Raw genomic sequence first — 12,938 nt, 5'->3', positions numbered from 1 at the left:
GAATATTTAAAGACATGAGCGACCTAGAACTCGACCCGCAAGCCCTGCAACAGGAAGAAAACTCCCTGATCGCCCTGCGCAAGGAAAAGCTGGCTGCCGAGCGCGCCAAGGGCAATGCCTTCCCGAACGACTTCCGCCGCGAAAACTACTGCGAAGACTTGCAGAAACAGTACGTGGACAAGACCAAGGAAGAGCTCGCAGAGGCTGCAATCCCGGTCAAGGTTGCCGGTCGCATCATGCTCAACCGTGGCTCGTTCATGGTGATCCAGGACATGACCGGTCGCATCCAGGTCTACGTCAACCGCAAGACCCTGTCCGAAGAAACCCTGGCCGCGGTGAAAACCTGGGACATGGGCGACATCATTGCCGCCGAAGGCACCCTGGCCCGTTCCGGCAAGGGCGACCTGTATGTTGAAATGACCAGCGTGCGCCTGCTGACCAAATCCCTGCGCCCGCTGCCGGACAAGCACCACGGCCTGACCGACACCGAACAGCGCTATCGTCAGCGCTACGTTGACCTGATCGTCAACGAAGACGTGCGCCAGACCTTCCGCGTGCGTTCGCAAGTCATCGCCCACATCCGTAGCTTCCTGATGCAGCGTGACTTCCTGGAAGTGGAAACGCCGATGCTGCAAACCATTCCGGGCGGCGCAGCGGCCAAGCCGTTCGAAACGCACCACAACGCACTGGACATGGAAATGTTCCTGCGTATCGCGCCTGAGCTGTACCTCAAGCGTCTGGTGGTTGGCGGCTTCGAAAAAGTGTTCGAGATCAACCGCAACTTCCGTAACGAAGGCGTTTCGACCCGTCACAACCCTGAATTCACCATGTTGGAGTTCTACCAGGCTTACGCCGACTACGAAGACAACATGGACCTGACCGAAGAACTGTTCCGTGAACTGGCGCAGCTGGTTCTGGGCAGCACCGACGTGCCGTACGGCGACAAGGTGTTCCACTTCGGCGAACCGTTCGTGCGTCTGTCGGTGTTCGATTCGATCCTCAAGTACAACCCTGAGCTGACTGCCGATGATCTGAATGACATCGACAAGGCCCGCGCCATCGCCAAGAAAGCCGGCGCCAAGGTGCTGGGTTTCGAAGGCCTGGGCAAATTGCAGGTGATGATTTTCGAAGAGCTGGTCGAGCACAAGCTGGAGCAGCCGCACTTCATCACCCAGTACCCGTTCGAAGTGTCGCCGCTGGCCCGTCGCAACGACGATAACCCGAACGTCACCGACCGTTTCGAGCTGTTCATCGGTGGTCGTGAAATCGCCAACGCCTACTCCGAGTTGAACGACGCGGAAGACCAGGCCGAGCGCTTCATGGCGCAGGTGGCCGACAAGGACGCCGGCGACGACGAAGCCATGCACTACGACGCCGACTTCGTTCGCGCGCTGGAGTACGGCATGCCGCCAACGGCCGGTGAAGGCATCGGCATCGACCGTCTGGTGATGCTGCTGACCAACTCCCCGTCGATCCGCGACGTGATCCTGTTCCCGCACATGCGGCCGCAAGCGTAAGTGTTTCAAACAAAAAGCCGCCTATAACAGGCGGCTTTTTATTGCCTGTCTGGTACAAACGTATCAATTGGTTACTTTTGAAATGAGAGAGGAATTCCTGTCGTGAATCGCGCAATGGCTCTAGAAGGTGCAGCGGGTATCGCCACTGCGGTCGCTGAAAGTGTTCAGTACCAGGGCCGCAAGGCCAGCCGCCACGGCAGCGAGCAGCGTCGACAGGACATTCTCGATGCCGCCATGCGCATTGTCGTGCGCGATGGCGTGCGGGCCGTGCGTCACCGTGCGGTTGCTGCAGAAGCGGGTGTGCCGCTGTCGGCCACCACTTACTATTTCAAGGATATCGATGACTTGCTCACCGATACCTTCGCCCAATACGTGGAGCGCAGTGCTGCCTTCATGGCCAAGTTGTGGGTGAACAATGAAGGCCTGCTGCGCGAGATGGTCGTCAGCGGCGACGGCAGCCCCGAGTCGCGCTCGAAACTGGCGGACGACATTGCGCGGTTGATGGCGGACTATGTTCACCGGCAACTGATCAACCGTCGCGAACACCTGATGGCCGAACAGGCGTTCCGTCAGGAAGCGCTGCTGAACCCGCGCCTGGCGCTGCTGGTGCGCTCGCATCAGCAGATTCTCCTGCAGGGTACGTGTCAGCTTTTCCAGGTTTTGGGTTCCCGTGAGCCACACCAGGATGCCAAAGTGTTGACGGCGATTATCGGACGGATGGAATATCAGGGCCTGCTCAACGACGCCGAGCCTGCCGCCGAAGCTGAAATGCTCGGTATCCTGACGCGGTATATGCATCTGGTACTCGCGTCGGTGTGATCCTGCGATGAACCTGTAGGAGCGAGGCTTGCCCGCGAAGACGGTTTAATATCCGACAGGTGTGTTGACTGATACAACGCCTTCGCGGGCAAGCCACGCTCCTACAGGGACCGTGACCATTCGGGGGACTGTGTTCATAGGGAGTATTGAATGAAAGCCTGGCGCGTCGTTGTGATCGCCTTGTCGATCCTGCTGCTCAGTGGCTGTCTGGTGACCTTCAGGGAGCCATTGCCCACGAGCGACCCCGCGCCCAAAGGATTACTCGGCAAATGGACCAGCACCAACGCCTGGGGCGAGCCGCTGAACCTGGAGCTGACGCGCATCGGCGACAATCGCTATCAGGCGGTCAGCTACTTCAAGGCCAAACCCAAGGAACGCGAAGCCTATCCCTTCACTGTCTCGCGCCATGGCAACCGCTGGTACCTGTCGGCGAAAGTCCCGGCACAGTTCGGCGGGCATTTCACCATTGCCGGTTTCGAACTTACCGACAAGCATGAACTGGTGGTCTACAACCTCGACCTCGAGCAGATCAACCAGGCCCTGGGGCAGAATGTCCTCAGCGGCGAAGGTTTCCAGACCGACGACGGTGACGGCGTGCTGATCGACACTCAAATGGACCAGGTTTTCGCCTGGCTCGACGATCCGGCCAATTCCGATGTCTTCGTCGAAGCCGTGCGCTATCAGCGCCTGGCCAAAGCCAAATAAACCCAGCACATAACGGTTTTTCTACAGGAGTTTCGGGTGGACGATTACCAGCAGACGATACGCATGTTGTCCGATCGAATTGTGCTGGCGCAGACGCCGATTCGCGTCCTGGATGCGGTGAAGTGGGACGAGAGCATCCGCAAGGGTTTCCTCAAGGCCAAGGGCAAGGAAATGCCGGCGGTGGACCGTGACTACTACCTGAACCGGCCGCTGTCCTTCGACTCCAGCAAAGTGAAACTGGAATTCCAGAACATCGAGCGTGACATCACCCGTCAGCTTGGCCAGTTCAACCCGGTCGGCCAGATCATGCGGCGCATGTGCAAGGAATACCGGATGGTGGTGCGCATGCTTGAAGCGCGCGGCACCGAGGATTTCGGCCTGATTTCCCAGGAGTTGTACGGTGCGGCGTCCGACGCGTTTCACGCGGGTGACCCGACCCTGTCCGATCTTGGCCTGATGCTCTCCGATTATCTGAATAACATCGATGGTCGTGGTGACCTGAAGGATGAGCCGAAAATCCTCACCGCCAAGGACGCCGTGAATCTGTTGCAAACCCGGTTAAGCAAAGTGTTTGGCGAGGCCGAGGAAACCATTCGGGTGTTCGAGTCCGACGGCATCGTCGCCGATGCGGCGGCCGGCGCCGACTACATCAAGATTCGCACCGACGCGATGTTCAACGAGCGCGACGTGCGTGCGCTGGAAGTCCATGAAGGGCTGGTGCATGTCGGCACGACGCTCAACGGTCTGAACCAGCCGATCTGCACCTTCCTGTCCAAAGGGCCGCCCTCGTCGACGGTGACCCAGGAAGGCCTGGCGATCCTGATGGAAATCATCACCTTCGCCTCGTACCCGAGCCGCCTGCGCAAACTGACCAACCGTACCCGCGCCATTCACATGGTGGAGGAGGGCGCGGACTTCCTGCAGATCTTCGAGTTCTTCCGCGAGCAAGGCTTTGAGATGGCGGAAAGCTACGGCAACGCCAGTCGGGTTTTCCGTGGTTCGGTGCCGAACGGTCTGCCATTTACCAAAGACTTGTCCTACCTCAAGGGCTTTATCATGGTTTACAACTACATTCAGTTGGCCGTGCGTAAAGGCAAACTTGAGCAAGTGCCGCTGCTGTTTTGCGGCAAGACTACGCTGGAAGACATGCGCACCTTGCGCCAGTTGGTCGATGAGGGTTTGGTGGTGCCGCCGAAATATCTGCCGGAACAGTTCCGTGACATGAACGCGCTGTCGGCGTGGATGTGCTTCTCCAACTTCCTGAACCACCTGAGCCTGGACCGGATCGAAGCGGATTACTCCAATATCCTCTAATCACCGCACACCTTGTAGGAGCGAGGCTTGCCCGCGAAGGCGTTGTGTCAGTCAACATGCCTGTTGAATGTTATGCCGCCTTCGCGGGCAAGCTTCGCTCCTACAGGACTTGCTATCAATCCTAAAAGCGAGGTTTCAACGGATGAGAATCCTCGGCGTCCTCTTCCTTCTTCTAACCCTCGGCGGGTGCAGCTCTTTGCTGTTCTACCCCGAGCCCGGCCAGCTGTTCACCCCGGAAAAAGCCAAGCTCGAATACCGCGACGTCACCCTCACCACGGCCGACGGCCTCAAACTGCACGGCTGGTGGCTGCCAGCGAAAAAAGGCGTCGAAGTCAAAGGCACGGTGCTGCACCTGCACGGCAACGGCGGCAATCTGCCGATGCATCTGGGCGGCAGCTGGTGGTTGCCGGAGGAAGGCTATCAAGTGCTGCTGATCGATTATCGCGGTTACGGTTTGTCCGAAGGCGAACCGAGTTTGCCGGCGATCTATCAGGACATCGACGCCGCGTTCAAATGGCTCGACCAGGCGCCGGAGGTCAAAGGCAAACCGTTGATCCTGCTCGGGCAAAGTCTGGGCGGCTCAATGGCCGTGCATTACCTGGTTCAGCATCCCGAACGCCAGAAACAACTCAAGGCCTTCGTCCTCGATGGCGTGCCCGCCAGTTATCGCAGCATCGGCCAATTCGCCCTGAGCAATTCCTGGCTGACATGGGCATTCCAGGTGCCGCTGTCGTGGCTGGTGCCGGACGGTGACAGCGCGATCCACTCTATGGCGCAGCTCAACGGCGTGCCGAAACTGATCTATCACAGCATCGACGATCCGATCGTGCCCCTTTCCAACGGCATCCGTCTGTATCAAGCTGCGCCGCCGCCGCGAGTGCTGCAACTGACCCGTGGTGGTCATGTGCAGACGTTCGCCGACCCGGTCTGGCGCAAGGTCATGCTGCGATACCTCGATGACCCGCAGCATTTCAACGGCCTGCGCCGCCTGGGTGAAATCCCCAACTACCCGGCACCCCCGAATTCAGAAGATGAACCACCAGAGAGTCCGCAATGAGTGAAGAACGTAACGCCATCCCGCTGATCATCACCGGTATCTGCAGCATCCTCGGCACCGTCGGGGCCCTGTGGTACTACGGTTACCTGCACTTCGCCAAACCCGAAGATGCGCTGCTGCTCAGCGACTTCACCATGCTCAAGACCGTGCCGGGCGAAGACTACAAAGTCTCCCTGGAACCGGCTCCACAAGTGGCCCAGTGCATCGATGGCGTGCTGGTGATGTTCGACACCGAACAGAAAGGCCTGACCGGCGTATTGGTCAACAACAAGAAAAAAGCCGTGCGCTGCATGGGCCAGGAAACCCCGCAGAAGCTGGAGCAATGACATTTGGTTTGTAAGTATTTTCAGTATCACTAAGTTGTGAGATCTGGGGCTCGAGTCTGCGGTTGATTGTTTTATACGGAGCGGTCAACAACATGGGTAGACTCAAGTAGCCCCCTGGATTGCTGCCATATAGGTGTTATCTCGACAAACAATCAGGCAAGGCTTCACCGTTGATGGCAATGGCAAGTGTCGCTCCTTCAAGGGAGGTCGTGCATGTCTTAACTGTGATGCCCCCCGACTCATCTTTTAAAATTTTTCCCGATAACAATGTGGGGTCATCGGTCGCCGGCGTTTCCGGTGAAGCATCGAGTTGAGTATTGTGAAGTGAGAGCCCTATCTTGGTGTATCTCACCCAAACGCCATTCACCCTATTATCGGACGGCGGGAAATCATCGAACCGGGTTGGCTTGCGATATTCCAGAGTCAGTTGATCAAAGGGCTGCGCGGCACGAGAAATAAGGTATAGCTGCGGTCCCTCTCCTCCCAGCACGTTCAAACTATAAAACCCGGTATGCCCGATAAAGATGGCTTGTGAGATATCCAGCCAGCCGGAATACCAGCGGTTGCTCGCAGGGTAGAGTGTTCCTCCACCTGAAACCGAATCTCCCGTGTCGCCATATCCGATCGTGGTGCAATTGGCTGGGGCTGCCACGGTGTCGCCGTCTGTTGGGCATCGGGTGTACGTATTCCCGTGGGAATACCCCAGATTGTGTCCGAACTCATGCTTGAACAAATGTGGGCTACCTTGACCGTAAACACCCATGTACCGCCCAGGCACATAAGCACTTGCCATCCCTCTACAAGAAATGACATTGATCAGAAAATCGAAATCTTTCGGATCAAGTCCATGTGCCCTCGCTGCTTTCTCACCTTCTGCAATGGACAATGCCATTGGATAAGACGGCCCACCGCTTTTACATTCCTCCGGCCTTGGACCGGAGGTATGGGAGATCACTTGCCCTTCCAGGGTCAGCTTTCCGTGTGAGGCTGCCAGGATATAGGTGCGTAATGAATTTGGGTCTGTAGACAGGGTGTCTTTAAGGGTCAGAGGTGTGTCCAGAATGGTTTCACCTTCCCAGTTAACCACACTCACCAGAACCTTTTTGACCCCCACGATGGGACGCTGATTGACGCCCGGTTTGGGCAAGGGAATGTCGCTGGGTATGGCGTCCCTTTCGTCATACACAAACTCATTGTCTGGAATATGGTTACTCGCGCAGCCTGCAAGGATTGACGCTAGACAAAAAATCATTGTTTTACGCATCACGCAGCTCCCAATGTGTTATCAGCACCGGAGCCAAGTTAAGCCTAAATAGAAAGCTCGACTACTGTCATAAATGACAGTTACAAAAAAGCCCCGCTTGATCACTTCAGGCGGGGCTTTTGCGTTAAGGCATGAAGCTTAGTTGGCGCTCACCGCCGAACGCGGGATCACCGGCTGGTTGTCGTTGGAAATGGTCACTTCTACACGGCGGTTCATGGCACGCCCCGAAGCGTCGCCGTTTTCAGCAACCGGGTATTCCTTGCCATAACCCTGGGCAACGATGCGGGCAGGATCAACGCCCATTTTCACCAGTGCCGTGCGCACGGAACCGGCGCGACGCTCAGACAGCGACTGGTTGTGCGACGCCGTGCCGGTGCTGTCGGTGTAGCCTTCGACGATCACCTTGCGGTCCGAGTTTTCCTGAAGGAACTGCGCCAGTTTGTTGATGTTCGCCAGGCCGCTGGACTTCAGGTCGGCACGGTCGGTTGCGAACAACACATCACCAAAGGTTACCAGCGTACCGCGATCGGTCTGCTTGGCGTTCAGGCTGTCCTGCAACTGTTTGATCTGCGCGTCGCGAGCATCCAGACGTGCCTGGGCGCGCTGTGCGGCAGCATTCTTCAGGTTGGCTTCAGCGGTGCGCAGGGCGATGGTTTGCTTCGCCACTTCAACACGCTGATTGGTCAGATAGGCCAGTTGATCGACCTCATTCGCGTCTCGCTTGTCCAGATAGGCCTTGTCGGCCTTGTCCAGATAATCGCTGGCGTCCTTGGTTTCCAGCGCCGCAACTTTGCTCGCCTGTGGGTTGGCTTGCAGGCCGCTGTAGTTGGTGCGGGCCTGTTCAAGGTTCGCGTTAGGCGGCGTCGAGCAGGCAGCCAGAGCTACGCTTGCGGCCAGTAGGGCAGGGATCATCAATTGATTGCGCATGTGGGTATCGTCCTTTTAAGTCGAGTAAGAAGTACGTCGTGGCGGCGCTTATTGCACGGTGCGCCGGCTTTCTTGACGCAGTTCCTGAACCCCTATCCGAGAGTCCTTCACCGCCTGTTCGGCTTTGATTGCCTGGGCTTTGCGTTCGGCGACGCGCGCGTCCCATTCGGCCTGTTCGGCGAGCACTCGGGCTTCGTCGTACTTCTTGTCGTGCATCGCGATTTCGGCTTGTTTGAGCTTGTCCTGGGCGGACTTCATCTCAACCGCCGAGAATTCGGTGCCGCCGGCACTAACGGCGCTGTTCACGGCCGATTGCGTTACGGCGTATTGCTCGGTCGGTGGGTTACCGGCGCAACCGGCCAGAACCAGGCTGCTGCCGATGGCCAGGGCGGCCAGTTTCAGGCTGCGCAGGGAGGCGGACGCGGACTTGGCAGTGCTGATCTTCATGGTCTTCAACTCCATTGGAATAACTCCTGAAAAACTGAACATCCATCCTGGGCAAGGAGCCGCAACCATCAATTTTCGAAGCGTTTTTAAACGGCCGTCCCAGGCGTGGTTACTGGTTACGACCCGAGGCATTTTTTAAAAGTTCAGAGAAGATGGCCTGTCGCCCGAAAAAACTTTGACCGAACGGACAAGGCTCTAAATCGGGAACTTTGGCGATAGGAGGGGGTATTGCGGGGGCACAAACGCGCAAAAATTGAAGGGGGCACAAGCCAATGTGGGAGCGAGCCTGCTCGCGAAGAGGCCGTGTCAGTCGATATTTATTCCAACTGACACGTCCTCTTCGCGAGCAGGCTCACTCCTACAGAGTCTTTGTCAAATTCAGTGCTTCTGCTTGTCCTCACCAGATGACAAATCGTGCAAATGCCGCCGGGACAACGCGAGAAATCGCGGGGTCGGGCCGATGTCTTCGTACAGCGGATCGCCTTCTTCGTCGGTGGCCACGACAGTCGAGCCTTTCACGTACGGGAAGCTCTTTTCCAGCTCTTCGAGCGCCGCGCCGATCAACTCGCCGAGCAGTTCTTCAGGGTGCCGCTTGGGGTACATCTCGATGATCGCCGCCAAGCGCGCGGCGGCCTCCACATCCAGATGAATCGAGTAGCCGGTGTCGGTCAGGCGACCCTTGGCGTTTTCTTCCCAGTGATTGGCAAGCTCGCGGATTTTCATAAAAACCTCATGACGCGCCTGCTCATGGCAGGCAGGGTAAGTGTCCGGCCATGGCCGGCGAAAGCCGTTGTACGGCTTACTCTTCAGACTAGCTTGCGTGCCCGGGGTTTAAAGTCCCTTCGTCGTGTGCTTGTAAGAAGCGCTTTACGGCGGCACTCTTGAACGACAAGGCACCCCCGGATTTTTCGCTGGAGAACGGCTGATGACCGATATTGATGCACGCTTGCGCGAGGATGTTCACCTGTTGGGTGAGCTGTTGGGCAACACCATTCGTGAACAGTATGGGGACGATTTTCTCGACAAGATCGAGCAGATCCGCAAAGGCGCCAAGGCCGACCGTCGCGGTTCGATGGACGCCGAACTGAGCGCCAGCCTCAATCAGCTGAGCGAAGACGAGTTGCTGCCGGTGGCGCGGGCGTTCAACCAGTTTCTCAACCTGGCCAACATCGCCGAGCAATATCAGCTGATCCATCGCCGTGAAGAATCCCAGCCCGCGCCGTTCGAGGCGCGCGTGTTGCCGGAGTTGCTCACGCGCCTGCTGGCCGAAGGTCATGCGGCCGAATCCCTGGCACGACAGCTGGGGCGCCTGGAAATCGAACTGGTGTTGACTGCGCACCCGACCGAAGTTGCGCGCCGCACGCTGATCCAGAAATACGACGCCATCGCCGCGCAACTTGCCGCTCAGGATCACCGCGACCTGACCAGCGCCGAGCGCGAGCAGATTCAATCGAAATTGCAGCGCCTGATCGCCGAAGCCTGGCACACCGAAGAAATCCGTCGCACCCGCCCGACCCCCGTGGACGAAGCCAAATGGGGTTTCGCGGTGATCGAGCATTCGCTGTGGCAAGCGATCCCGAACTATTTGCGCAAGGCCGATAAAGCCCTGCATGACGCCACCGGCCTGCATTTGCCGCTGGAAGCCGCGCCGATTCGCTTTGCTTCGTGGATGGGCGGCGACCGCGATGGCAACCCTAACGTGACGGCTGCCGTGACCCGTGAGGTGTTGCTGCTGGCACGCTGGATGGCCGCCGATCTGTACGTGCGCGATGTCGATCACCTCGCCGCCGAGCTGTCGATGCAACAGGCCAGCGACGCGCTGAAAGCCAAGGCCGGCGACAGCGCCGAACCCTATCGCGCCGTCCTTAAACAGCTGCGTGAACGCCTGCGCGCCACTCGAAGCTGGGCCCACACTTCCTTGACGACAGCCACGCCGGCCCCCGCCGATGTGCTGCAAAACAACCGCGATTTGCTCGACCCGCTGGAGCTCTGCTACCAGTCGCTGCATGAGTGCGGCATGGGCGTGATCGCTGATGGACCGCTACTCGATTGCCTGCGTCGTGCGGTGACCTTCGGCTTGTTCCTGGTGCGCCTCGATGTGCGTCAGGACTCGTCCCGTCACACGGCGGCGATGACGGAAATCACCGATTACCTCGGCCTCGGTCGCTACGAAGACTGGAGCGAAGAGGAGCGCATCGCCTTCCTGATGCGCGAGTTGAACAACCGTCGGCCGTTGTTGCCGGCGTACTTCAAACCCTCCGCCGACACCGCTGAAGTGCTTGCCACGTGCCGGGAAATCGCCGCCGCACCGGGCGCTTCGCTTGGTTCGTACGTGATCTCCATGGCCGGCGCCGCTTCCGACGTGCTGGCCGTGCAACTGCTGCTCAAAGAGTCTGGTGTATTGCGGCCGATGCGCGTGGTGCCGCTGTTCGAAACCCTTGCCGACCTTGATAACGCCGGCCCGGTGATTGAAAAACTGTTGCTGCTGCCGGGTTATCGCGCGCGCCTGCAAGGGCCGCAGGAAGTGATGATCGGTTATTCCGACTCGGCCAAGGACGCTGGCACCACGGCGGCGGCCTGGGCGCAGTATCGGGCGCAGGAGCGTCTGGTCGACATCTGCCGCGAGCAGCAGGTGGAACTGCTGTTGTTCCACGGTCGCGGTGGCACCGTGGGGCGTGGTGGCGGTCCGGCGCACGCGGCGATTCTGTCGCAGCCGCCGGGGTCGGTGGCGGGGCGTTTCCGCACCACCGAGCAGGGGGAAATGATTCGTTTCAAATTCGGCCTGCCGGACATCGCCGAGCAAAATCTCAACTTGTATCTGGCGGCGGTGCTGGAGGCGACTTTGTTGCCACCGCCACCACCGGAGCCCGCCTGGCGCCATTTGATGGACGAATTGGCGGCAGACGGTGTCAGTGCTTACCGCGCCGTGGTGCGGGAAAATCCGCAATTCGTCGAGTATTTCCGCCAGTCCACCCCAGAGCAGGAGTTGGGGCGCCTGCCACTGGGCAGTCGCCCGGCCAAGCGCCGCGCCGGCGGGATCGAAAGCCTGCGGGCAATACCGTGGATCTTCGGTTGGACCCAGACACGCTTGATGTTGCCGGCCTGGCTCGGCTGGGAAGCCGCGTTAAGCAAGGCGCTGGAGCGTGGTGAAGGCGAGCTGCTGGGGCAAATGCGCGAGCAGTGGCCGTTCTTCCGCACGCGCATCGATATGCTGGAGATGGTCCTGGCCAAGGCCGACGCGGATATCGCCCGCTCCTACGATGAGCGGCTGGTCGAGCCGGATCTGCTGCCTTTGGGTGCGCACTTACGCGACCTATTGTCGCAGGCGTGTTCGATTGTTCTGGGGTTGACCGGTCAGTCTCAGCTACTGGCACATAGCCCAGCTACCCTCGAATTCATCCGCTTGCGCAACACCTACCTCGACCCGCTTCATCTATTGCAGGCCGAGTTGCTGGCACGTTCGCGCCTGCAGGAAGTGGCGCAGGGCAGCCCGGTAGAACAGGCGTTGCTGGTGTCTGTGGCGGGGATTGCCGCCGGTTTGCGAAATACCGGCTAAGGTTTTCGTCGTGGGTTAGGGCACTCGACGCGGGCGTCGAGTGCCGGTTCGCGCGGGGTTGAAAAGTGCTGCCAGGCGACAGTTAATGATGGGGTTGCGACTTGGGGTACCCCGTCGCAAGGTCACGCAAGGCGCGGGTTTCTCCGACTTTCGACGGCTTGTGTGCGTAGGATCTGCTGTGTATCTTGATCAGCCTTTGGCCGTTTGGGCGGTCACGACCCTGTTTTGAGATTGGCCCCACGAGGCGAATCCTTTGTTATCTATATAAAAAATTGAGGAGCACATCGATGCGCGTCATTCTGCTGGGAGCTCCCGGGGCCGGTAAAGGTACTCAGGCTAAGTTCATCACCGAAAAGTTCGGCATCCCGCAAATCTCCACCGGCGACATGCTGCGTGCTGCGGTCAAGGCCGGCACCGAGCTGGGCCTGATCGCCAAGAGCGTCATGGACAGCGGTGGCCTGGTTTCCGATGACCTGATCATCAATCTGGTCAAGGAACGCATCAGCCAGGCGGATTGCGCCAACGGTTTCCTGTTCGACGGTTTCCCGCGCACCATTCCTCAGGCTGAAGCCCTGGTGAAGGCCGGCGTCGAGCTGGACCACGTGGTCGAAATCGCAGTCGATGACGAAGAAATCGTTCAGCGTATCGCTGGTCGTCGTGTTCACGAGGCCAGCGGCCGCGTGTACCACACCGTCTACAACCCGCCAAAAACTGCTGGTAAAGACGACATCACCGGTGAAGAACTGGTGCAGCGCAAGGACGACACTGAAGAAACCGTGCGTCATCGCCTGTCGGTCTACCACTCGCAGACCAAGCCACTGGTGGATTTCTACCAGAAGCTGTCGGCGGCTCAAGGCAAGCCGAAGTACAGCCACATTGCTGGCGTCGGTTCGGTTGAAGCGATCACCGGCAAGGTGCTTGAAGCGCTGAGCTGAAAAGTCTGAACCGCTTCATCTTCTACGGCCCGCTTGCGGGCCGTAGTTGTTTATACTGGCGCACTTTTTCT

The 12,938-nt window shown here is 58.8% G+C and carries 12 protein-coding genes; 8 read left to right on the top strand and 4 right to left on the bottom strand.

All coding sequences use genetic code 11. The features are described 5' to 3' along the window. The first annotated feature begins 14 nt into the window (after positions 1-14). The 6 genes from lysS (at position 15) to ACYZUC_RS14520 (ending at position 5,738) form a co-directional block, all read left to right on the top strand. Positions 15-1,517, top strand: coding sequence for a lysine--tRNA ligase (gene lysS / locus ACYZUC_RS14545; RefSeq protein ID WP_008034198.1), 1,503 nt, complete (start codon positions 15-17; stop codon positions 1,515-1,517). A gap of 102 nt (positions 1,518-1,619) precedes the next feature. Then, a complete protein-coding gene (locus ACYZUC_RS14540; RefSeq protein ID WP_461996506.1) occupies positions 1,620-2,336 on the top strand; it encodes a TetR/AcrR family transcriptional regulator in 717 nt (238 codons plus the stop codon). Positions 2,337-2,486: 150 nt separating this feature from the next. Continuing rightward, positions 2,487-3,041: a hypothetical protein gene (locus ACYZUC_RS14535; protein WP_461996504.1), complete on the top strand. Its 555-nt coding sequence runs from the start codon at positions 2,487-2,489 to the stop codon at positions 3,039-3,041. 63 nt (positions 3,042-3,104) lie between these two features. Beyond that, on the top strand, positions 3,105-4,355 hold the full coding sequence (locus ACYZUC_RS14530) for a flavohemoglobin expression-modulating QEGLA motif protein (protein WP_461996714.1): 1,251 nt from the start codon (positions 3,105-3,107) through the stop codon (positions 4,353-4,355). Positions 4,356-4,497: 142 nt separating this feature from the next. Beyond that, positions 4,498-5,412, top strand: a complete 915-nt coding sequence (locus tag ACYZUC_RS14525) for an alpha/beta hydrolase (RefSeq protein WP_461996502.1) — start codon at positions 4,498-4,500, stop codon at positions 5,410-5,412. After that, positions 5,409-5,738, top strand: coding sequence for a hypothetical protein (locus ACYZUC_RS14520; RefSeq protein WP_008039335.1), 330 nt, complete (start codon positions 5,409-5,411; stop codon positions 5,736-5,738). Before ACYZUC_RS14525 ends, ACYZUC_RS14520 begins: the two co-directional genes overlap by 4 nt. Before the next feature lie 136 nt (positions 5,739-5,874). On the opposite strand, the gene ACYZUC_RS14515 is transcribed toward ACYZUC_RS14520, so the two are convergent. The 4 genes from ACYZUC_RS14515 to ACYZUC_RS14500 form a co-directional block, all read right to left on the bottom strand. Next, positions 5,875-7,002 carry a metallopeptidase domain-containing protein gene (locus ACYZUC_RS14515; RefSeq protein WP_461996500.1) on the bottom strand — a complete coding sequence of 376 codons (1,128 nt, stop codon included), beginning with the start codon at positions 7,000-7,002 and terminating at the stop codon, positions 5,875-5,877. Between the two features lie 138 nt (positions 7,003-7,140). Then, positions 7,141-7,929: an OmpA family protein gene (locus tag ACYZUC_RS14510; protein WP_461996498.1), complete on the bottom strand. Its 789-nt coding sequence runs from the start codon at positions 7,927-7,929 to the stop codon at positions 7,141-7,143. A 48-nt stretch (positions 7,930-7,977) separates the two neighbouring features. Continuing rightward, entirely contained in the window at positions 7,978-8,391 is a 414-nt protein-coding gene (locus ACYZUC_RS14505) for a DUF4398 domain-containing protein (protein WP_461996496.1), read from the bottom strand. 363 nt (positions 8,392-8,754) lie between these two features. Beyond that, positions 8,755-9,099 (bottom strand): pilin assembly protein, encoded by a 345-nt coding sequence (locus tag ACYZUC_RS14500; protein WP_461996494.1) that lies wholly within the window; start codon positions 9,097-9,099, stop codon positions 8,755-8,757. A gap of 202 nt (positions 9,100-9,301) precedes the next feature. On the opposite strand from ACYZUC_RS14500, the gene ppc reads away from it, so the two are divergent. Both ppc and adk read left to right on the top strand, forming a co-directional pair. Further along, positions 9,302-11,932 carry a phosphoenolpyruvate carboxylase gene (gene ppc / locus ACYZUC_RS14495; RefSeq protein ID WP_461996492.1) on the top strand — a complete coding sequence of 877 codons (2,631 nt, stop codon included), beginning with the start codon at positions 9,302-9,304 and terminating at the stop codon, positions 11,930-11,932. A gap of 287 nt (positions 11,933-12,219) precedes the next feature. Further along, entirely contained in the window at positions 12,220-12,867 is a 648-nt protein-coding gene (adk, locus tag ACYZUC_RS14490) for an adenylate kinase (RefSeq protein ID WP_461996490.1), read from the top strand. The last annotated feature ends 71 nt before the right edge of the window (positions 12,868-12,938 follow it).

This window comes from Pseudomonas sp. GT1P32, from assembly GCF_054897805.1.
Note: the sequence above shows the minus strand (reverse complement) of the source record. Positions and strands in the feature narration are given on the sequence as shown.